Source organism: Microbacterium keratanolyticum, from assembly GCF_016907255.1.
Lineage (GTDB): Bacteria > Actinomycetota > Actinomycetes > Actinomycetales > Microbacteriaceae > Microbacterium > Microbacterium keratanolyticum.
The window spans coordinates 197352-218313 of record NZ_JAFBBQ010000001.1 but is presented as its reverse complement, the minus strand read 5'-3'; the positions used below and the strand labels follow the sequence as shown (position 1 = coordinate 218313).

General features: G+C 67.6%; 22 protein-coding genes. 11 read left to right on the top strand and 11 right to left on the bottom strand.

Translation table 11 applies throughout. From position 1 onward, the window contains the following. Window positions 1-14 precede the first annotated feature (14 nt). Complete coding sequence (gene thiL, locus JOD62_RS01095) at window positions 15-1019, top strand: thiamine-phosphate kinase (RefSeq protein WP_204937500.1); 1005 nt, start codon at window positions 15-17, stop codon at window positions 1017-1019. Here the strand turns inward: thiL and rsmD are convergent. Further along, window positions 1016-1597, bottom strand: a complete 582-nt coding sequence (rsmD, locus tag JOD62_RS01090) for a 16S rRNA (guanine(966)-N(2))-methyltransferase RsmD (protein WP_204937499.1) — start codon at window positions 1595-1597, stop codon at window positions 1016-1018. The two genes, thiL and rsmD, sit on opposite strands and share 4 nt — an antisense overlap. Before the next feature lie 22 nt (window positions 1598-1619). On the opposite strand from rsmD, the gene JOD62_RS01085 reads away from it, so the two are divergent. The 7 genes from JOD62_RS01085 (at window position 1620) to JOD62_RS01055 (ending at window position 7363) form a co-directional block, all read left to right on the top strand. Further along, complete coding sequence (locus JOD62_RS01085; RefSeq protein WP_204937498.1) at window positions 1620-3791, top strand: ATP-dependent DNA helicase RecG; 2172 nt, start codon at window positions 1620-1622, stop codon at window positions 3789-3791. 19 nt (window positions 3792-3810) lie between these two features. Next, entirely contained in the window at window positions 3811-4308 is a 498-nt protein-coding gene (coaD, locus tag JOD62_RS01080; RefSeq protein ID WP_204937497.1) for a pantetheine-phosphate adenylyltransferase, read from the top strand. Between the two features lie 100 nt (window positions 4309-4408). After that, window positions 4409-4906: a YceD family protein gene (locus JOD62_RS01075; protein ID WP_204940004.1), complete on the top strand. Its 498-nt coding sequence runs from the start codon at window positions 4409-4411 to the stop codon at window positions 4904-4906. A 2-nt stretch (window positions 4907-4908) separates the two neighbouring features. Beyond that, window positions 4909-5118, top strand: a complete 210-nt coding sequence (gene rpmF / locus JOD62_RS01070; protein ID WP_091036036.1) for a 50S ribosomal protein L32 — start codon at window positions 4909-4911, stop codon at window positions 5116-5118. Between the two features lie 17 nt (window positions 5119-5135). Continuing rightward, a complete protein-coding gene (gene rnc, locus JOD62_RS01065) occupies window positions 5136-5828 on the top strand; it encodes a ribonuclease III (RefSeq protein WP_204937496.1) in 693 nt (230 codons plus the stop codon). Further along, complete coding sequence (gene mutM / locus JOD62_RS01060; RefSeq protein ID WP_204937495.1) at window positions 5821-6714, top strand: bifunctional DNA-formamidopyrimidine glycosylase/DNA-(apurinic or apyrimidinic site) lyase; 894 nt, start codon at window positions 5821-5823, stop codon at window positions 6712-6714. The genes rnc and mutM overlap by 8 nt, the downstream gene beginning before the upstream one ends. A gap of 91 nt (window positions 6715-6805) precedes the next feature. Then, window positions 6806-7363: a DUF6434 domain-containing protein gene (locus tag JOD62_RS01055; RefSeq protein WP_271171578.1), complete on the top strand. Its 558-nt coding sequence runs from the start codon at window positions 6806-6808 to the stop codon at window positions 7361-7363. Here JOD62_RS01055 and JOD62_RS01050 read toward each other — a convergent pair. The 9 genes from JOD62_RS01050 to JOD62_RS01010 all read right to left on the bottom strand — a co-directional run bounded on the left by JOD62_RS01050 (window position 7360) and on the right by JOD62_RS01010 (window position 14213). Continuing rightward, window positions 7360-7899 carry a hypothetical protein gene (locus JOD62_RS01050; protein WP_204937493.1) on the bottom strand — a complete coding sequence of 180 codons (540 nt, stop codon included), beginning with the start codon at window positions 7897-7899 and terminating at the stop codon, window positions 7360-7362. The two genes, JOD62_RS01055 and JOD62_RS01050, sit on opposite strands and share 4 nt — an antisense overlap. Beyond that, the gene (locus JOD62_RS01045; RefSeq protein ID WP_204937492.1) at window positions 7896-8519 is read right to left on the bottom strand and encodes a hypothetical protein; all 624 of its coding nucleotides are present in this window, start codon (window positions 8517-8519) and stop codon (window positions 7896-7898) included. The genes JOD62_RS01050 and JOD62_RS01045 overlap by 4 nt, the downstream gene beginning before the upstream one ends. Continuing rightward, the gene (locus JOD62_RS01040) at window positions 8506-9054 is read right to left on the bottom strand and encodes a hypothetical protein (protein ID WP_204937491.1); all 549 of its coding nucleotides are present in this window, start codon (window positions 9052-9054) and stop codon (window positions 8506-8508) included. The genes JOD62_RS01045 and JOD62_RS01040 overlap by 14 nt, the downstream gene beginning before the upstream one ends. Window positions 9055-9063: 9 nt before the next feature. Then, window positions 9064-10275 (bottom strand): hypothetical protein, encoded by a 1212-nt coding sequence (locus JOD62_RS01035; RefSeq protein WP_204937490.1) that lies wholly within the window; start codon window positions 10273-10275, stop codon window positions 9064-9066. A 6-nt stretch (window positions 10276-10281) separates the two neighbouring features. Further along, window positions 10282-10575, bottom strand: coding sequence for a hypothetical protein (locus JOD62_RS01030; protein ID WP_204937489.1), 294 nt, complete (start codon window positions 10573-10575; stop codon window positions 10282-10284). A gap of 82 nt (window positions 10576-10657) precedes the next feature. Next, window positions 10658-11983 (bottom strand): ABC transporter permease family protein, encoded by a 1326-nt coding sequence (locus JOD62_RS01025; RefSeq protein WP_204937488.1) that lies wholly within the window; start codon window positions 11981-11983, stop codon window positions 10658-10660. Further along, window positions 11980-12678, bottom strand: a complete 699-nt coding sequence (locus tag JOD62_RS01020) for an ABC transporter ATP-binding protein (protein WP_204937487.1) — start codon at window positions 12676-12678, stop codon at window positions 11980-11982. The genes JOD62_RS01025 and JOD62_RS01020 overlap by 4 nt, the downstream gene beginning before the upstream one ends. A 153-nt stretch (window positions 12679-12831) precedes the next feature. Beyond that, complete coding sequence (locus JOD62_RS01015; RefSeq protein ID WP_204937486.1) at window positions 12832-13923, bottom strand: GNAT family N-acetyltransferase; 1092 nt, start codon at window positions 13921-13923, stop codon at window positions 12832-12834. A gap of 14 nt (window positions 13924-13937) precedes the next feature. Continuing rightward, window positions 13938-14213, bottom strand: coding sequence for a hypothetical protein (locus JOD62_RS01010; RefSeq protein WP_204937485.1), 276 nt, complete (start codon window positions 14211-14213; stop codon window positions 13938-13940). Between the two features lie 533 nt (window positions 14214-14746). On the opposite strand from JOD62_RS01010, the gene smc reads away from it, so the two are divergent. The 3 genes from smc to JOD62_RS00995 are packed head-to-tail and all read left to right on the top strand — an operon-like array spanning window position 14747 to window position 19725. Further along, window positions 14747-18274 carry a chromosome segregation protein SMC gene (gene smc, locus JOD62_RS01005; RefSeq protein WP_204937484.1) on the top strand — a complete coding sequence of 1176 codons (3528 nt, stop codon included), beginning with the start codon at window positions 14747-14749 and terminating at the stop codon, window positions 18272-18274. Between the two features lie 30 nt (window positions 18275-18304). Beyond that, window positions 18305-19177, top strand: coding sequence for a signal recognition particle-docking protein FtsY (gene ftsY, locus JOD62_RS01000; RefSeq protein WP_204937483.1), 873 nt, complete (start codon window positions 18305-18307; stop codon window positions 19175-19177). Between the two features lie 47 nt (window positions 19178-19224). Beyond that, window positions 19225-19725, top strand: coding sequence for a DUF2004 domain-containing protein (locus JOD62_RS00995; RefSeq protein ID WP_204937482.1), 501 nt, complete (start codon window positions 19225-19227; stop codon window positions 19723-19725). A gap of 69 nt (window positions 19726-19794) precedes the next feature. Here JOD62_RS00995 and JOD62_RS00990 read toward each other — a convergent pair whose 3' ends face one another. Continuing rightward, window positions 19795-20937, bottom strand: a complete 1143-nt coding sequence (locus tag JOD62_RS00990) for a calcium:cation antiporter (RefSeq protein WP_204937481.1) — start codon at window positions 20935-20937, stop codon at window positions 19795-19797. Window positions 20938-20962: the final 25 nt, after the last annotated feature.

Below are 20962 nucleotides of genomic sequence, written 5' to 3'. Positions count from 1 at the left end.
GCTAGCGTGGGAGGATGCCTGATTCCGTGAGCCCTGCAGACGATCCGTGCATCGGCGATGTCTCGGAGGGGCACATTCTCCGGGCGATCCTGGCGCGGACGCCCGCCGCAGAGCACGCACTGCTCGGGCCGGGCGACGATGCTGCCGTGATCGCCGCGCCATCGGGGTCTGTCGTGGTGACCACCGACACCCTCGTGCACGGGCCGGACTTCCGCCTCGCGTGGTCCAGCGCCTATGACCTCGGTTGGAAGGCGGCGGCGGTGAACCTCGCGGATGTCGCCGCCATGGGCGCCCGCCCGACCGCATTGCTCGTCGCTCTCGCGGTACCCCGTGATCTGCGGGTGTCGTTCGTGGAGGGGATGGCGGACGGCCTGCGTGATGCCTGTGCCGCTCTCGCGCCGGGCTGCGCCGTCGTCGGGGGAGACCTCACCGTGTCATCGGTGTTGACGATCGCCGTCACGGCGATGGGCGATCTCGAAGGGCGCCGGCCTGTCACGCGTGCGGGTGCTGAGGTCGGCGATGTCGTCGCGGTCGCCGGTGAACTCGGGCAGGCCGCCCAGGGACTTGCCGTGCTGTTCGGAAGGTTCCGGGACGGGGATGACCCTGTCCCCGTGGATCCCGCGCAGCTTGCCGCGGGGGAGCGCCTCGCGCTGAACGCGCAGCTGCGCCCAGTCCCGCCGATCGGACTGGGCCCGCTCGCGGCGATCGCCGGCGCCACCGCGATGATGGATGTGTCCGACGGTCTTGCGATCGACGCCGGGCGCCTCGCTGCGGCATCCGCCGTCACGATCGCCCTGGAGAGCCGCGCGCTCGGGGCGGATCCGGCCCGAGCGCTGGCCGGGGGCGAAGACCACGCCCTGCTGGCGACGTTCCCATCCGACGGTCCGCTGCCGCCCGGGTTCCGTGCGATCGGTGTCGTCCAGCCGCCGCGCGAAGATGCGCCCGTCACGTGCGATGGCATCGCGGCGGACCCCGCGGGGTGGGATCCGTACCGTGATTGGGACGCGACCGCGGGCTAGACGGCGCGGGGCACGGCCCACCAGATGCGTGTGTCGCCGTAGGTCTTGTCGCGGATCTCTTCGAGTCCAGCGGTGGCGAAGTCCGGCGTGCTCGCGCGGCGGGTGCGCTCGATGACGATAAGTGCGTCGGGGGCCAGATGCGGCGCGAGTGCGACGAGGTCGGCGTTCATCGCCTGATCGTCGATGTCATAGGGCGGATCGCAGAACACGAGGTCGAATGTGCCCGTGGTGCGCTGCAGAAATGCGTGCACGGCGCTCTCGTGGACGCGTGCGGTCCGATCACCGGTGCCCTGGGCACGCAGCGACGCGAGCACACGGTCGATGTTCTTCCGGACGACCGCGGCGGCGGGGCGTCCGCGCTCGACGAGTTCGGCGCTGAGGGCCCCACGGCTGAGCGCTTCGAGTCCCAGCGCCCCCGAGCCGGCGTACAGATCGAGGACCCGCGCGTCGTCGATGGCATCCGCGGATTCGAGTGCGGCGAACAGCGATTCCCGCACGCGGTCACTCGTGGGGCGGGTGCCGGCGCTCGGCACGTCCAGTCGCACGCCGCCAGCGGATCCGGAGATGATTCTCGTCACGCAACAACCCTAGACTTTGAGCATGTCCTTCAGCCTCGACACCCCGCTTGCCGAGGCGTTGGGTGCTGGCCCCGCGAAGACACTCGATCGGGCGTTCCACATGCAGAGCGTGGGCGATCTGCTCGCGCACTACCCCCGGCGCTACGCCGATCCGGGTGAGCTGACGCCGATCCGCGAACTCCCGCAGGGCGAGATGGTCACGATCGTCGCCGAGGTGCTGTCATCGACGGTTCGACGCATGCGGAACCGCGCGGGAGCCATGCTCGAGGTCACCATCGGCGATGGCGTCGGGCGCATGTCGCTGACGTTCTTCGCGAAGAATCTCGGGCAGGCGGAGTGGCGGCAGAAAGAACTCGCCAACGGTCGGCGGGGGGTCTTCTCCGGCAAGGTGAGCCTGTTCCACAATGCGACCCAGCTCACGCATCCGGAGTACGAGCTCTTCGATGATGAGGCGGATGCGCGGCGCAGCGCGGACGCCCGCGCCAACGTGCCGATTCCGATCTATCCGGCGACCTCGACACTGCAGACCTGGCAGATCGCGAAGCTCATCGGCCGCGCGCTCGATGGCCTCGGGGACGTGCCGGAGCCGCTGTCGGAGACTGTGCGAGAGGCAGAGGAGTTGCTTCGCGCACGCGTCGCGCTGGAGCAGATCCATCGGCCGCGCACCCGCAACGACATCGATCCGGCCGTGCGAACGCTGCGCATGCATGAGGCGCTCGTGCTGCAGACGGCGCTGCTGCAGCAGCGTGACGCCGTGCGCGCGTTGGCCGCGACAGCCCGCCCGGCAGCCTCGGGTGGGCTCCTGGAGCGTTTCGACGCGAGCCTGCCGTATGAGCTGACGCCCGATCAGCAGATCGTCGGCGACCAGATCGCGACCGACCTGGTCGGCACCTGGCCGATGAACCGTCTCGTGCAGGGCGAAGTCGGATCAGGCAAGACCCTGGTCGCGCTCCGTGCGATGCTGCAGGTCGCCGAATCCGGGGGACAGGCCGCCCTCATCGCGCCGACCGAGGTGCTCGCCGGGCAGCACCTGCGCTCGATCACGAAGATGCTGGGCCCCGAATTGGCGCCGCTCGTCATGCCGACTCTGTTGACAGGGCAGATGCCGGCGGCTGATCGACGTAAAGCCGCATTGCGGGTCGCCTCCGGGCAGGCGTTGATCGTGGTCGGCACGCATGCGCTCCTGGGCGACAAGACGACGTTCGCCGATCTGGGGCTCGTCGTCGTCGACGAGCAGCACCGGTTCGGCGTCGAGCAGCGCGAGGCGCTGCGAGCGAAGGGTTCCAGCCCGCACGCGCTCGTCCTCACTGCGACGCCGATTCCGCGCACGGTCGCGATGACGGTCTTCGGCGACCTGGACACGTCGGTCATCCGCACGATGCCCGCGGGGCGCGCGGGCATCGAGAGCCACGTGGCGCCGTTGGCGGAGCATCCCGGATGGTTCGCCCGCGTGTGGGAGCGCGCGGCGGAGGAGATCGCGCAGGGCCGCCAGGTGTTCGCCGTGTGCGCCGCGATCGACACGACGAAGAAGACGGCCGAGCCCGGATCCCTTCCCCCGAGCGATGACACCGGCACGGGGCCGCGCTGGGGTGTCGTGCAGCTGGAGGAGGCTCTGGCTACGCACCCGCGGCTGGGGACCCTGCGGCGCGCACTGCTGCACGGCAAGATGCCTGCCGACGAGAAGGATGCCACGATGCAGGCCTTCGCTCGCGGAGAGATCGACCTGCTCATTGCGACGACCGTGATTGAGGTCGGTGTCGATGTGCCCAACGCGTCGACGATGATCGTGCTCGACGCAGATCGCTTCGGAGTCTCGCAGCTGCACCAGCTGCGGGGACGCGTGGGCCGCGGCGGTGTGCCGGGACTCTGCCTGCTCGTCACAGAGGCGGAGGAGGGCACTCTCGCCCGCGATCGCACCGAGGCCGTCGCGGCGACGCTGGACGGCTTCGCGCTCGCAGAGGTGGACCTTGAGCTGCGCGGTGAGGGCGACGTGCTGGGGTCGTCGCAGGCGGGCGTGCGCTCTTCGCTGCGGCTGCTGCGCGTCGTGAAGGACGCGGGACTCATCGCCCGCGCTCGGGAGCTCGCGGAGCGGCTCTTGGCAGAGGATCCGGCGCTCGCGCAGCATCCGGGGCTCCGCGAGGCGATCGCGCGGCGCGTCACAGACGAAGACCGCGCGGCGCTGGCGAAGAACTAGCGTGTCCTAGGCTGGATGCATGAGCAACCGGATCGCCGTTGTCCCGGGTTCCTTCGACCCCCCGACGCTGGGTCATCTCGACGTGATTCGTCGCGCCGCCCGCCTCTACGACGAGCTGCACGTGCTCGTCGTGCACAACCCGGGCAAGGAGGCGATGCTTCCGATCGCGCAACGACTCTCGCTCCTGGAGCAGTCGATCGACGAAGACGGCATCGGCGGCAACATCATCATCGGCTCGTGGAGCATGGGACTGCTCGTCGACTATGCGCGTGACGTCAACGCAGGAGTGCTCGTCAAGGGCATCCGCTCCCAGATCGATGTGGCCTACGAGACGCCGATGGCGATCGTGAACCGCCACCTCGCCGACATCGAGACGGTGTTCCTGCTGCCCGACCCGGGGCACGCGCTGGTCTCGAGCTCCCTCGTGCGTCAGGTGGCCTCGCTGGGCGGCGATGTCTCGCCGTTCGTTCCGCCGGCAGTGGCCACGTTCCTCGACACCGGAGCCCGCGGACTCTGAGCCTCTTCCCACTCCGGACGGATACAGTGGTGGGGTGAAGACCCGATTCAACAGCCCGTTCGTGATCCCCGTGCGCGACATCGTCCGCAAGCCCGGTGAGATGCGTGAGCACGAGCTCGACATCACGCTCAGCGAGCGCTGGGGCGAGGGAATCGTGGCGTTCGAGAAAGACAGCGAGCTTCTCCTCGACGTCCGCCTGGAGTCCGTCCACGAGGGCATTCTCGTGACAGGAACGGCCGAGGCGACGTACTCCGGAGAGTGCGGTCGCTGTCTTGAACCGATCTCCGCGCCTGTCGAAGTCGAGATTCAAGAGCTTTTCGCCTATCCTGGAGAGGAAGCAACTGACTTCGAGGTTCAAGACGACCACGTGGATCTTGAAACTCTGGTCAGGGACGCGGCCGTATTGTCGCTCCCGTTTCAGCCGGTTTGTCAGCCGGATTGCCTTGGTCTCGACCCTGAGACCGGCGAGAAGCTGACAGAAGGAAAAGGCGCGGATGCCGCGGCTCCCATCGATCCTCGATGGAGCGCGCTCCAGCAGATCACAGACCAAGGGACGACGGCAGAGCGCCGTGCGCCCGAGAACACAGAAGGTAGTTAGCCATGGCTGGTAACCCCCCGAAGCGCAAGGTTTCCCGTTCGAACACCCGCTCGCGTCGCGCGCAGTGGAAGGCCGCTCCCGTTGCTCTGGTGAAGACCATTGAGAACGGCGAGGTCGTCTACAGCCGTCCGCACCAGGCCAAGGTCGTCACCGACTCGCAGGGCACCGAGCTCTTCCTCGAGTACAAGGGCCGCAAGGTCGCCGACGTCTGAGAGACGTTTGGTACAACGTGACAGGGCTCCCAGAGGGGACGAGGGCTCTCACAGCACAGCTCGGCGTCAGTATTGACGCCGAGCTGCTGACTCTTGCGTTGACCCACCGTTCGTACGCGTACGAGCACGGTGGTATTCCCCATAACGAACGCCTGGAGTTTCTCGGCGACTCCGTTCTGGGCCAGGCAGTGACCGTGATGCTTTTCACGACCCTGCCTGACCTCGACGAAGGAGCGCTCGCGAAGCGCCGGGCGAGCGTCGTCTCCACCCTCGCTCTGGCAGAGGTGGCCCGTGGCATCGGCCTTGGCGACCATCTTCTCCTCGGACGAGGAGAGGAGCAGACCGGCGGTCGTGACAAGGACTCCATCTTGGCCGACACGATGGAGGCCGTGATCGGCGCGACCTTCCTGTCTGCCGGTCCGGATGCTGCGACCGATCTGGTTCTGCGGCTGACCCAGCCGCTGCTCGCCGATCCCGAGCGGTACGGCGCCGCGATGGATCCGAAGACGAGCCTTCAAGAGCTCGCTGCCCGTGTCGGCTCCCTTCCGCCGCAGTACTCCGTCGTCGCCAGCGGTCCGGATCATGATCGCCGCTTCACAGCGACGGTTGTCGTCGGTGACGTCATGACGAACGGCGACGGGACGAGCAAGAAGACCGCCGAGATGGCTGCCGCCCTCAGCGCCTGGCACGCCATCAACAACCGTGCCTGAACTTCCTGAGGTCGAGGTCGTTCGCGCCGGACTCGCTCCCGCCATGTCGGGGTCCGTGGTCCGCGCCGTCAGCGTCTTTGATGAGCGGGCACTCACACGTCATCTTCCGGGATCCGCCGACTTCGCGGCCCGACTTGAGGGTGCGACGGTCGACGCGGTTGTGCGGCGCGGCAAGTTCCTCTGGATGCCCCTGGTCGGCGGTTCCTCCGCTGTCGTCGGTCACCTCGGGATGAGCGGTCAGCTTCTGCTGCGTGCTCCGGATGCCGCTCCCGAGCGCCACGAGCGCGTGCGGCTGTTCATCGAGCATCCGCGTCATGGCGAACTGGCCGTGGTCTTCGCCGATCAGCGCACCTTTGGATCGCTCGCGATCGACCAGCTGGTGCCGACGCCCGATGCGCGGCCCGCCGGCTACGGATCGGATGCTGCGCTCATTCCGACGCAGGTCGCGCACATCGCTCGCGATCCGCTGGATCCTGCGTTCGACGACGACCTGTTCCGGGCGGCCCTGCGTCGTCGTTCGAGCGCGATCAAGCGCGTGCTGCTCGACCAGAACCTGATCAGCGGTGTGGGCAACATCTACGCCGACGAATCGCTGTGGGCGGCGCGCATCCATCCCGAGACTCTCGCGTCCGCGCTCTCGACCGTTGCGGTGCGGCGACTGCTCGTCGAGGTGCGCGCCGTTCTGCAGAAGGCCCTGGCAGAGGGCGGCACCAGCTTCGACGCGCAGTACGTGAATGTGAACGGCGAGGCCGGGTACTTCGCGCACTCGCTGAACGCCTACGGGCAGACCGGCAAGCCCTGCGCGCGGTGCGGTGGAGAGATTCGGCGCGACGCGTTCATGAACCGTTCCAGCCACTACTGCCCGCGCTGCCAGCGCCGGCGCTGACGGGGGTATCTCATGCAGATCTGGACACCGGAGCTGCCGACGCCCAGAAGGCTGATCGCTCGATAGCGAGAAGTGGCGCTACAGTGTGCCGGTGAGTTCTTCCGCCCGACCCCCGTTGACCGCCGAGCTCACGGAGCAGGAGTTCCTGCGGTGGTACTGGTTGAAGGAAGAGCTCCAGGCCTTCGCTCGCGACCGCGATGTGCGCGCGACGGGGAGCAAGGCGCTTCTGACGGCGCGGATCGCGGCATCTCTCGCGGGGAGATCCTTCGTCGAGCCGACGCCTGCGCGTCGTGCGAGCGGGCCGCAGCTCGCAGGCGTGCTCACTGCGGAGACGGTGATTCCCGTCGGGCAGCGCTGCAGTCAGGTGATCCGCGGCTGGATGGTCTCTCAGATCGGTCCCAGCTTTCATTTCGATGCCGAGATGCGTGCGTTCTTCGTGGCATCCGACGGCACCACGACGATGCAGGACGCGCTCGACCACTGGCACCGCACGCGCGGTCAGGGCGTCACGAGCATCGACGAGCAGTTCGAGTACAACCGGTTCACGCGGAGCTGGCATGCCGCTCACCCGGAGGCATCGCGTGAAGAGCTTCTCGACGCATGGCGCGCCTACCGGAACACCCCGGTCGAGGAGCGCGGCCGCGTCTAGGATGCGTCGGCGTTCGCCCCAGGCTCCGCGAGTTTCGCGCCGACGAGCGCGGCGGCGTCTCCAGCCACCCGGCCGAGGAATCCCGGATCGTCGCTGAGGATGTCGGCGATGAGACGTCGCCCTTCGAGGACGCGCTGCGCACGGAGCAGCAGCAGGGGCTGCGCATGGACGTCTGGGGCCACAAGAGCGAGGGTCATGACGCCGGTATCGGTCGGAAACCGACGCTGCAGAAGCACCGACTTGAAGGGGCTCCCGATGTCACTCTCCAGATCATCGATCGGGTCGGCGACACTGAGATCCGCGGAGAGTCCGGTTGCGTCGGGACCCAGGACATGCCACACCCGTGCCTGCGTCTCCGACCGCACGGGCAGGCGTGTGATGGCGGCCACCATGAGCTCTTCCGCTTCGGGCGTGTGCATCACCTCGGGGGAGGCTGAGGCGAGCGAGGTGAGCAGCGCCCGCGCCAGAGCGGGGGCCTCGGAAGGATCGACGCTGAAGGGCACGGCGAGCCAGCCGAACGGCAGATCCTCTCTCACGCGTACCGCCAGACGAACGTCGACACGATCGAATCGGCGAGCGCAGTGAACGCCGTCAGCGCAGCGCCCGCCTCTTCCTCGCCGGGGTGCACGATCGAGGCCATGATCAGGATGCCGCGGCGAGGGTCCTCGCCAGGGAATGGGCGCACATAGCTGATTTCCCGGGTGATGACCCCCGCGAAGTCATCGCTGCCGCGACGCTCACTCTCCCAGCGAAAGACGACCGAGCCGTCGCCGGAATCCAGCGTCTCGATTCCGTTCGCCACGTGCGCGCGCTGTGCGACATCGTCGGCGAACGAGCCGCCCTGGGTGATCCACGGAGCCGTCAGGATGCTCATGGGCGTGGAGCCCTCCGCCGCATGCGGCTGGACGGGCATGAACAGCTCCAGGCCGCCGCGCTGGCGCATCCGCTGCCATTGCTGGGTGACGGACGCGTGCATCTGACCATAGAGGTCGGGGCGGCCGACGGCCTGGAATCGCGCTCGAAGCAGAGCCAGGAGTTCATCGCGTCCCGCGTTGTCAGCCCCGAAGCGCCCCCAGTCGGGCGGAACGAGCAGCGTGTATCCGCGGGGCTCAGGCGCGACGGGTTTTGCGCCGATCAATTCGTCACGAAGCGACACGGGCGCCCCGCGTTTGTTCGGAGGACAGCGGGCGACGATTGCGTCCCAAGATCGCGCCGAGAACGACCAACAGGCTCAGTGGACTCGCGAGCCAGTGCCACCCGATGGGGTAACCGTCGGGGCCGGGCGTGCTGATGACGCCGGTGGGATCGGGATCGAACGTCGCGATCGCCAGCGGGAAGAGCACGGCGAACCCGCCGACCACGATCACGGTGAACGGAACGTCTTTGCGTACCTGAGTGCCGCCGAGCAGGAGGTACAGGAATGCTGCGACACAGGCGATGGTGACGGTGCTGATGGTCATCCAGGCGGGCACCGAGAGAACCGGCCAGGGGAGGACCTCACCCCAGAGGGAGAACGGCTCATTGCTGTAGTAGACGCGCCCAGCATTGAAGATGAGGCGTGCGCCGGCGGGGACGATCCACTGCAGCGCGGTGGCGATCGTCGCCACCATCGCGACCAGCCGCAGCACGCCGAGCGTGCGCGGGAGTGCCCGTGCATTCGTGCGAAGGGGATGCAAAGAAGAGAAGGGCATGCAAACAGCCTACGGGCGCCCGAACGGCACGTACCACGGGTTGTCCGGCGCGCTGTAGAGTCCGGCGCCGATGCCCGTCACCCAGGACCCGACGGCCGTCCATCCTGCGCCGCCGACCTTGGGAGCCGTCGTCACGATCATGTCCGCCCAGGCGGATGCGATCGTTCCGCTGCGGCCTGCGGTCGATGCCGTCCACTGGGCGAGTTCCGGGCCCCACTGGCTCAGCACACCCCACTCGTTACCGCGCATGAGCACAGAGAACGGATGCTTCCAGGCTGCGCCGATCGTGGGCATCGACTGCATGCGCACGCCATTGGCGAACACCGGAAGTCGGGAAGCGCTCTGGGAAGCCTGCAGCACGTCGGCGCCCCCGTTCGCGGCTGTCGCGAGACGGAGCGAGCGCGAGGCCAAGCCTCCGATTCCCGCTGTGAGAAGTCCTACGGCGCTCCAGAGAACATCGGACAGCGAGGCCTTGCCGTTCGCGTAGAGGTAGATGTTGCCGGCAAGATGCACCGCCGACAGCGCGATCGTCGTCGCCAGGAGGATCGCTGCCCACGGGCTCGTCACGACGAAGAGCGCGACGACGGCGAGCACGATCAGCACGTAGCCCAGCACGCCGAGAGCGTCGGCGATCCAGTCCCACTTGCCGTCGTCGTTGTCGGCCTTGTCCATCGCCTCGGAGACGCCGTTGGCCGCGGTCTCGAATGCGGCATCCCACAGGTCGTAGGCCGAGTCGAAGGCCCGCCACTCGGACGCGCGGTCGGTCTCGGCGCTCTCGAGCTCGGCCGCCGCGTCGCCGAGCTTCTCGCCGTGCTCTTTCACCTCCGCCTCCTCCATGCCATACGTCGGCGAGTAGAGGAGTGTCTGCTGCGTGCTCTGCGCCGTGACATAGCGCTTCTCCGCGGCGATCACCGAAGCGCTGTGTGCGGTGAACCAGGCGCGGGCATCTTCGAGTGCCGTCGCATACGGTGTCAGCGCCTCACCTGTCTTCTGGTAGCGGACGCCGGCCTTCCGGAGATCTCCTTCGAGCTTCTCCGCATCGTCCTTCAGCCGATCGGTGCCCGCACTGACCTGAGACTCCGTGATGTCGCGGAGCGTCGTGGCCGTCGTGATCATGGCGGTCCCGAGCGTTTTGTACTGCTCGGCGGTTGTGCCGATCGTCGTCGGTGAGCCGGCGAACTGCACCAGTTCGCGGCCGGTCGAGGGGGAGTAGTAGGACATGGTCGTCTACTTCCCTTCCATGGAGGCGACCGCGTCGGCCTCCCATTCGTCCCAGCCGGTCACGATCGAATCGAGCCCCTTGTGCACGTTCTCGATCATCTCCGTGAGCTCATCCCGGTTGCCCGCCCAGTTCGCCTCGAACCATCCGACGCGGTCACGAAGCTTGGACTTGCCGTGGGGACGGTCGATGGCCGCCTCCAGGTTGTCGTTGATCTTCGCGGCGCTGTCGAAGGCGTCTTTCGCGGCCTTCAATGTGTCACGCGCCTCAGTGAGGCGAGCGCGGTCGAGCAGTACGTCCATCGTGAGTATGACCTCCTCCCTTCAACCTAATCGAGCACCGTCGATCACGCAGTGGGGAGGAATACCCATCCTGACGCGACCCTCAGGCCGTCGCGAAGGAACGAGCGAGCAGAGGGCGAGTCACACGGGTGCTGAGCCAGACCATTCCGATGCCCGCAGTGACGACGGTGGCGATCGTGAGCAGTGAGATGGGGGCCGTGATCATCGCGATCCCCAGGAGCGGGAAGACGAGTACTCCGGCGCACAGCGCCGATCCGAGTGCCGTGATCAGCAGCGGCGACATGATCGCGCGGCGCCGCGCCGCATCCACGGTCTGCATCGGCGTGCCCAGATAGTGCAGGCTCGAATGCAGCGGCCGCTGATCGAGAATCTCGGACGCCTGCGTCACCCCTACGGACGCTGCGACCATCACGAACGATCCCACGAGGGTGATGATCACACCCGTACGGATGTCGGTGGCAAGAGCGAGGTCGGCGGCGGTCGCGGTGTCACTGGCCATCGAACTCATGAGGGCCGCGCCCGTTCCCGCGAAGACAGCCATGAAGCTTGCCATCGCGATTCCGCTCACCTGACGCCAGGCCGCCTTGGGGGAGTCAAGCACCATCCGGGCGGCCAGCAGACGTTCTGGAGTCGCGGCGCGACGCGCCTGACCGTTCGCGATGACCTTGAGCACCCACGGTCCGATCACGTTGAGCACCGCGAGTGAAACGCCGAAGACTCCGGCGAGCACGACGATGAGCATGATCGCGCTGGACACCACGCTCGGCGCCAGCTTGATCGTGAGGAACGCTGCGGCGAGGAGCGCCACGACGATCACCGCGCGGATCCAGTGCACAGATCCCGTCGTCGCTCGCATGCGCACGCCGAGCGGGGAGATGACCACCTGGCGCAGTGCGATGATCGCGCTCACTGCCGCGAGCACGACGATCGAGCCGGCGACCGCGAGGATGATCATCGGCGAGAGCGCGATCGCCTCGATGCCGAGCGGTTCTCCGCGGAACGGGATCAGCGCTACCGCCGGCAGGAGTGCGAGCGAGCCGAGCACGCCGGCGAGCACCCCGGTGAGGGCGATCAGCGTGGACTCGATGACCGTGAGCACGCCGACACCCCATGCTGTGACGCCCAGGAGGCGCAGAGTGGAGAGCTTCTCGTCCCGACGGCGGGCCGAGAGGCGTGCCGCAGCAGCGCCCAGCGTGCTCAACGGGACTACGAGCAGGACGACCGCGATCGCCGCCAGCGACTGGTAGAGCATCGCATACTCATCCGTCCAGGACCAGAACGCCTGAGCGCCACCGATCACCGTGAGGATCAGCGCCGTCACCACGGCGAATGCGATCACAGGAAGCGCGAGCACGCCCATGCTTCCGGGGGTCGGACGCAGCAGCATCCGCAGGACGGAGAGTTTCATGCGGCCACCTCCTGCGCGACGATGAGTCCGTCGCGAACCGTGACGGTGCGCGAGCAGCGTGCCGCGACCTGCGCATCGTGGGTCACGAGCACGAGCGTGCGACCCTGACCCGTTGTCGACCACAGCAGCGCATCCATGACCTCTGTCGAGGTGGCGGAGTCCAAAGCCCCCGTCGGCTCGTCGGCGAAGACGACCTCCGCGCCCGTGACCTGTGCGCGAGCGATGGCCACGCGCTGCGCCTGACCGCCGGAGAGCTCGCCGATCCGGCGCAGCTCCATGCCTGCGAGTCCGAGAGAGGCGAGCCAGGCGCCGGCAAGCTGCTCCGCCTCCTGACGGGAGTGCCCGGTGAGCATCGACGCCAGAGCCACGTTCTCGATCGCCGTGAGCTCAGGGATCAAGAGACCCTGCTGGAACACGAAGCCGAAGCGCTCCCGGCGCAGTCGCGATCTCTCGCGATCGTTCAGCGCCGTGACCTCGATGTGCACGCCTGCCTGCGCCGGGGTGAAGGTGACACTTCCCTGATCGGGAGTGATGATTCCCGCCAGCACGTGCAACAGCGTCGTCTTCCCCGATCCGGAGGCACCCATGATCGCGACAGACTCGCCGGGAGAGATGCGCAGATCGACCCCGGCGAGTGCGCGGGTCGTGCCGTAGGACTTGCGGAGGCCGGTTGCGGTGATGACGGAAGAACTCATGCTCCCAGCCTCGTCCGCGTCCGCATCTCTCGTCATCGCTCGCCAGAATGAAGCAGCCCCGCAGAGGTCATCCTCGCGGATGACCTCTGCGTCCGGCGCACGGATGCCACGCGACAGTGCACGCGCAGACGTGGCGTCCGGGCTGCGAGCGACTCACACGAGGGCTCGCTGCCAGGCCGCGGCATACGAGAGCGGCACGAAGCCGATCGCCTCGTTGATGTCGAGCATCGGGCGGTTCTCCTCGGCGTTGAACGTCGAGACCTGCGGCGACTGCGGGGCAAGCTCACGCCAACGCAGCAGGTTCGCGGCCTTCACGAGCATCCCGAGGCGGTGCCCGCGGTGCTCCTTCGCAACGAGCGTGCCGTACTGGTGTGTCACACCAGAGCGATCCTCACCGATCAGGAGCTCGTTGTAGGCGACGAGCGCGCCGCTGGGCACATGCTCGACGGCGGCGACGGAGACCAGAGATCCGGCTGCGGCGAGCCTCGCCTCACGGCGCAGCACACGTCCTTCATCCCATGCCTCCTCGTCGATGACCAGATCGCCGCTGGGCACGTCGGTCGCGAGACGGGAGAGAATCGCCGCGAAACCGGCACGAAGCTCGGCCGGCGTCGGGAGCGTCCACGCCACGACACGGTAGTCGTCGCCTGCGGCGGCCTCTGCGCGTGCATATGCCGCCGTCGCGATCTCGAGCGAGTTGCGCAGATCGAAGCCGCTGTTGCGTTCGACCTGCTCGAGCTCGTAGCCGCGCGAGGCGAGAAAGCGTGCCAGATCCGTGCGGGTCGCTCTGCCCCAGCCGGTGCGCGGGACGTAGGGCTCGGCGTCCTCGGCGACAGGGTGCAGCGACCATGCCTGCAGACTCGTGCGACCCAGCGCCCGCGCCTCGGCCTCGCCGACGTCGAGAAGGGCATCCTCGATGCCCTGTCCCCACTGGCCCGGCTCGATCAGCAGGTCGAACTCGCCGGCGACCGAGCCGGTCTCCGCGGCGAAGCCCATCAGGAGGGCGCCGACGAGCCGACCGCCGCGGCGGGCGATGAAGCCCCGCCGCAGACGGTCGGTCTGGTCGAGCCATCCGGGCAGCATCTCCTCTGCGGTCTGACGGAGGTGATCGCCTCCCGAGTCAGAGAGGCACACCGCGTTGTCCAGGGCCACGAGCTCGTGGAGCTCGGCGGCATCCGGGCCGTGTGGTGCGGACGGCGGGACGAACGGTGCGATGACGATCGCATTCGTGTCCGTCGTTGTCATGATTGCTCCTTCGATCAGCGCAGTTGCAGCGGAACGCTGTAGTACAGCGCGGTTGCCTGGTACTCCTCGAGCAGCGCGCGTCGACGCTGTTCGGAGAGTGCGAGTTCCCTGAGCCGTTCAGCCGTGCGCTCCTCACGAGCGGCGCGGACGAGCAGCCAGACGGCCAGGCGCAGGGACAGTCGGTGTGCCAGGGAGAGGGCGCGCAGCTGCGCGGCGTCCGGAAGCACGACCGACGAGGGTTGGGAATGTACGGTGACGTCCGCGGCGCGGGACGACAGGGTGGTGTTCACGATGATTCGCTTTCGGTGTGATGGGGTGGATGCTGCGCCCTCATCCGTGCGTTCATGAGCCGTCTGACGGGAGGACGCCGAGAAGGTCGTCGCCGAGCAGAGGCCGGAAAGAGGATGGGAGGCGGAGCCGGAGCCCGGGCGGATGCGGATGTGCATGCGCACCGGTGGCAGAGGATGCCTGGGGATGCCGAAGAGGCAGGAATCGCAGGTGCGTGACGAGCACGAAGAAGCGTGCAGCGCGCAGGAATGCGAGGAGTCGGCTACGCCGTCGCGATATCGCCGCGGAGGTTCACCGAGAACGCAGAACGTCGGTAGGACGTCGCGGAGTCAGCGGGCGTTGTGCCCATATGTGCTGGATTCATCATGTCGGTGGCCTCCTTTCTTGGCGATGCGGGTTGTAACGCTAGCGGAAGTTTTGCGCCGTGGTCAACACTCTGGTTGAAGTTCGCGCAGATTCGAGCGTTTCCGGTGGGTCTCATCCGGCGTGTCCGGTAGCGTGAGGGCGTGATCTTACCCCGACGACAGGCGCCCGCGTGCACCTGAAGAGCCTGACGCTGAAGGGCTTCAAGTCGTTCGCACAGCCGACGACCTTCGCCTTCGAGCCCGGCGTCACCTGCATCGTGGGCCCGAACGGATCGGGTAAGTCGAACGTCGTCGATGCTCTGGCCTGGGTCATGGGGGAGCAGGGGGCGAAGACGCTCCGCGGCGGAAAGATGGAGGATGTCATCTTCGCCGGCACTTCGACGCGCGGACCCCTGGGCCGCGCCGAAGTGCAGCTCACGATCGACAACAGCGACGGCGCACTGCCGATCGAGTTCGCCGAGGTGACGATCAGCCGCACACTGTTCCGCAACGGATCGAGCGAGTACGCGATCAACGGCGAGGGATGCCGCCTGCTGGATGTGCAGGAGCTGCTGAGCGATTCGGGCCTGGGTCGGGAGATGCACGTCATCGTGGGGCAGGGGCGGCTGGATACGGTTCTGCAGGCGTCCCCCGAAGATCGGCGTGGCTTCATCGAAGAGGCGGCGGGGATCCTCAAGCACCGACGCCGCAAAGAGAAGACGCTCCGCAAGCTCGATGCGATGCAGGCCAATCTGACGCGACTCAGCGATCTGGCCGGGGAGATCCGTCGCCAGCTCAAACCGCTCGGCCGCCAGGCGGAGATCGCGCGGGAGGCGCAGACCATCGCCGCGGTCGTGCGCGACGCCAAAGCGCGGATCTTCGCGGATGACGTCGTCGCCCTGCGCACAGCGCTGGCTGATCACACGCGTACCGAGCAGGCGCGGCATGCCGAGCGCCTCGTGCTCACCGAGCAATCCGACCAGATGCGTGCGAACATCGCCCGCATCGAGCAGTCGCAGAGCTCTGCGGCCGTCGATGAGGCACGACGTGTCGCCTTCGGTCTGGAGCAGGTGCAGGAGCGGATGCGCGGGCTCTACACGCTCGCGAACCAGCGCCTCGCGCTGCTCGGCAGCGAGGAGGACGATGCCGCCGTCGCGGCTGTGACCGTCACGCAGTCGATGATCGATGAGGCCAAGGACGAGATCACCGCCATCTCATCGGGACTCGGCGACGCCCAGGATGCGGCGGAGGACGCGACACGCGAGGTGCAGCGGGCTCGCGCGGAGCTCGATGCGCTCGACGTCGACATCGCGGAGCAGAGCGCCCTCGTCTCGGCGCACGACATGCGCATCAACACCCTGCGAGGAACGGCAGACGCCGCAGCATCCGCTCTTGCGGCGGTGCGCGGCGCCGTGCTGCGACAGGAGAACGCTCTCGAGGCTGCCCACACGAGACGCCGCGAGGCCGCGGAGGCCCGCGAGCTCATCGAAGACGGCGAAGCGCCGCAGGGCACCGCCGCCGAACATGCCGAGGCGTATGAGCGTGCTCAGGCACAGGTCGTCGCCATGGAGGCGGAGCAGGAGGGCATCCGGGAGCGACTGCATGCAGCGGAACGCGAGGCGGAGGCGCTGACAGCGAAGGCATCCGCGCTCTCCAGCGCACTCGCGATCTCCGGCGACGCCGCGGAGATCGCACAGAGCGGCCGCGCCGGCGTGCGCGGGCTCGTGGGTGATGCGGTGCAGGTGCGTGCCGGCTACGAGGCAGCGATCGCCGCAGTGCTCGGATCGCTCGCGGAGGGCGTGCTCGTCGAGCACGTGGATGACGCCTTCGCTCTCGCAGCGGATACGAGCCGGGACGGACACGGATCCTTCGAGATCGTCGTCGCGAACGCGCGCGTTCGCGACCGCCGTACGCCGGTGGAGGGCACGATCGCCGCACACGAGGTAGTCACGGCGCCGGACGGCGTGCTCGGCATCCTCTCGCACGTCCTCATCGCCGACGACCTCGATGCGGCGCGGACCGCTCATGCGGCGGCATCCGACGACGAGGCGGCGCTCACGACGATCGTGACGCGTGCTGGCGAGGTCCTGACCGAATACACCCTTCACTCGGGTGCCGGCGGTGAACGCTCACGGCTTGAGCTGGCCGCCGAGCGTGACGCCGCCCAGGATCGCCTCGCCGAGGTCAACGTGATCATCGATGCGCTCCGCGATGCCCGTGCCGATGCGCGCGAGGCGCTCGACCGCGCACGCGCGTCGTCGGCGGATGCGCTGCGGACGCTTCGCGAACACGATGCGGCTCTGGCCGCTCACGCGGAGCAGCTCAATCGTGTGATCGTCCAGCACGAGTCGTCGGTCGCCGAATGCGAACGCCTGGAGACGGGACTCGCGCAGGCGCAGGCGTCCGTTGCGGAGGCCGAAGCGACCGCGGCGCAGACGAAGGCAGCTCTCGAGGAGGCGGAAGCCACCCCGCGCCCTCAGCTCGACGCATCCGCTCGTGAGGGGATGCTGGAGGCGCTGGAGCAGGCCCGCGAGGCTGAGATGCGTGCACGACTGGACATCGAGACCCTGCGCGAGCGGGTGCGTTCCGCGCAGAACCGAGTCGGGACGATGGAGCGCCAGCGGGAGCGCGAGCGGGAAGCGGCGGCCGAGGCGGCACGTCGCGCGGTCGTGCGACGTGCGCAGCGCGAGGTTGCGGCGGCGGTTGCCGAAGAGCTGCCGCGCGTGCTCGATTCCGTCGATCGCTCCGTCAGTGAGGCGCGCATCGCGTTGAGCGCCGCCGAAGCAGAGCGGTCGGCGCAGAACGAGGAGCTGATCGGTCTGCGGCGACAGGAGAGTGCCATTCGGGAACGTCTCTCCGGTTTGACCGAGAGCGTCCACGGTCTCGAGCTGCAGATTCATGAGAAGAAGCTCCACCTCACGAGTCTGCTGGAGCGCGTGGCATCCGAGCTCGCTCTCGACGAAGACATTCTCATTTCGGAATATGGGCCGGACCAGCTTGTTCCCCGTGATCCGGCGGACGACGACGAGACTGAGGACGCGGCGATCCCCTTCGACCGCCGGATGCAGGAGCGCCGCCTCAAAGAGGCCGAGCGCAAGCTCGCGCAGCTCGGACGCGTGAATCCGCTGGCTCTGGAGGAGTTCGCGGCTCTGGAACAGCGTCATGCCTTCCTGACCGAGCAGCTTGCGGACCTCACGCAGACGCGCGAGGACCTGCTCACGATCATCGCCGACCTCGACGAGCGCATGGAGACGATCTTCGCTGCAGCGTTCGAAGACACCCGCACCGCATTCGGCGAGGTTTTCCCCCTGCTGTTCCCGGGCGGATCCGGCAGCATCTCGCTGACTGATCCGGAGAACATGCTGACGACGGGCATCGAAGTGTCGGTGCGGCCGGTCGGGAAGAAGATCGAGCGGCTCTCACTGCTGTCCGGTGGTGAGCGCTCGCTCGCCGCGGTCGCACTTCTTGTGGCGATCTTCAAGGCCCGACCGAGCCCGTTCTACATCCTCGATGAGGTCGAGGCGGCGCTTGACGACGCGAACCTCGGACGCCTGCTCACCGTGTTCGAGCAGCTCCGGGAGAGTTCGCAGCTGCTCGTCATCACCCATCAGAAGCGGACGATGGAGATCGCCGATGCGCTCTACGGTGTCTCCATGCGACAGGATGGCGTCTCCGCCGTGGTGGGTCAGCGGGTCGGAGACCGCGCCACGGTGGGCTGAACGATCGGGCTGACCGCCTAGGCTGGAGCCATGGCGGAGAAGTCTTGGTCCCTCGGTCGCGCGCTGCGCGGCATGTTCGTCAAACCCACGATCGACGAGACGACGTGGGAGGACCTGGAGGCGGCGCTGCTGACGGCCGACTTCGGGCCGGAGATCACCGAGCGCATCCTCGACGAGCTGCACGAGAAGGTGGAGCGGTACCGCACGACCGATCCCAAGGATCTCCAGCGGATGCTGCGCGAGACCCTCGAAGAGCACTTCGCCAAGTTCGACACGACCCTGAAGCTCACTGAGCGACCCGCTGTCGTGCTCGTCGTCGGCGTCAACGGAGTGGGCAAGACGACGACGATCGGCAAGTTCACCAAGTTCCTTCGTGGATACGGGCGCACCGTCGTCGTGGGCGCGGCCGACACGTTCCGCGCCGCCGCTGTCGATCAGCTCGCCACCTGGGCAGAGCGCGGCGGCGCCGATATCGTACGACCGCAGCAGCAGGGGCAGGATCCGGCGTCTGTGGCCTTTCAGACGATCGAGTTCGCGCAGCGCAACGGCACGGAGATCGCGATCGTCGACACCGCCGGTCGCCTGCACACCAAGGGCGGGCTCATGGATGAGCTCACGAAGATCCGCCGCGTGATCGAGAAGCAGGCGCCGATCAGCGAAGTGCTGCTCGTGCTGGATGCCACGACCGGTCAGAACGGTGTCATGCAGGCTGAGGCGTTCCTTCAGCACGCAGGCGTCACGGGTCTCGTGCTGACGAAGCTCGACGGATCCGCGAAGGGCGGATTCGTCCTTGCCGTGCAGGAGCGCACGGGCATCCCGGTCAAGCTCCTCGGCCAGGGCGAGGGCATCGACGATCTCACCGGCTTCACGCCGCACGTTTTCGTGTCGGCGCTCGTCGACTGATCCACGCTGGGCTACCCAGATGCGAGAGAGACTGGTTTCATAGCGGTATGGCAATCGAGCATGACTTCTTCGGACTGCTGTCATCAGGTCCAGACGGATCGATCTTCTGGTCTGAGACGGTGGAGTTCGGCGACCAGGCGGTCACCGTCGACCTGACGGCGCCCGACCAGGACGACGTGTCTCAGGATGCCCTCGACATCGCAGCAGGCCTGATCGCCGGGTTGGAGAATATCGACGCCGTCGCGCGTCGTGCGATGCTCGCCGAGGTCGATGACCGTACCAGTGAGGTCACTGAGTACGTGCTGCAGCAGCAGGAGACGCACGGTGACGAACTCGTCGACCTGCTGGTCGACGTCAGCGGTGACGCGGCCGTCGACATCATCCGCTCGCTTCGTCTCATGAGCATGACGATCCTCGCCGATGAGCATGGCGGATCGGAGCCGTTCGCGGTGCTGGAGTACGCACTGGACGGCGACGAGACCGAAGACGTGCTGCTCGTGAACTTCGGTTCGGACGCGACGGTGCTCTCGGTGATGAGCGCCGACTAGCCCACCTGCCTCATTTCTGCGCTGCTCGCCGGGATCCTCGCGTCACGCTCGGACCCCGGCCAGGTTGCGTCATGCGAAGACCGTGAGCGCGTAGACGAAGAAGACGGTGAGGTGCGCCGCGCCGTGCAGGGCTGTCACGCGCGTGCCGCTGAACGTCGCCAGCGTCAGCAGCAACGTGACGCCGAGAAGCACGAGGTTCGTGGGGTTCTCGGCCAGCACGACCTGCTGTCCGGTGAGGAGGCCGATCGTGAGCACCGCCGGAATCGTCAGTCCGACGGTGGAGACGAGAGCGCCGTGGCAGAGGTTGCTCACCCGCTGGGCTTCGCCGGCGAGGGCGGCACGGATTGCCGTGAGCGTCTCGGGAAGGAACACGATCATGGCGATGAGGATCCCCGAGAGGGCGACGGGTGCGGAGATGCGGTGGAGACCGTCATCGAGCAGGACGGCCATGTCGTGCGAGAGCAGCACGATGGGAACGACGGTCAGCACGAGGACGACGATGCGCGCCAGCAGCTCCACGCGGTGCTCGGCGATCACGTGGGTGACGGACGGTCGCACCACGCGTTCGGGCGCGACGAGGCGATCCGACCGCGATGAGATCTCCTGGAAGTCGGACTTCTGCGCTCCCATCTGACGGACGAGGAAGAACACATAGAGCACGACGGTCGCGACGATGATCGGGATCGCCTGGCCGATCGTGTAGGCGTCGCCCTCGCCGATGAGGCCGGGAAGGGCGAAGGCGAGCATCGCAAGCACGACGAGCATCGCGAGGTAGGTCGAGACCCCCGTGCTGTTGGCTCGCAGGTCGCGGTGGCGCAGCCCGCCGATGAGCAGTGCGACACCGATCACGAGGTTCAGGATGATCATCGACACGGCCATGACGGAGTCGCGCGCGATCGTGGCGTGCTCGCCCGGGCCGAGCATGACGGCGGAGATGAGGATGACCTCGATGAGCGCGATCGACAGCGTCAGGACGAGGGTTCCGTAGGGATCGCCGAGCCGGTGAGCCAGGTGCTCCGCCTCCGTGACGACGCCGAAGGCGCAGACCACGATGATGGCGACGATCGCGACGAGCGCGACGACGAGCGCCGGGCCCGGGAGAGGCCCCGCGAGGAGCGGCTGTGCGAGCAGCAGGGCGGCGAAGGCACCCCAGCCGAGGGCAAGGCGGACGATCACGCCGGGTGTCAGGATGCTCCGAAGAGAGGTGTTCACGAACGAGTGCCTGTTCTGCGGGGTC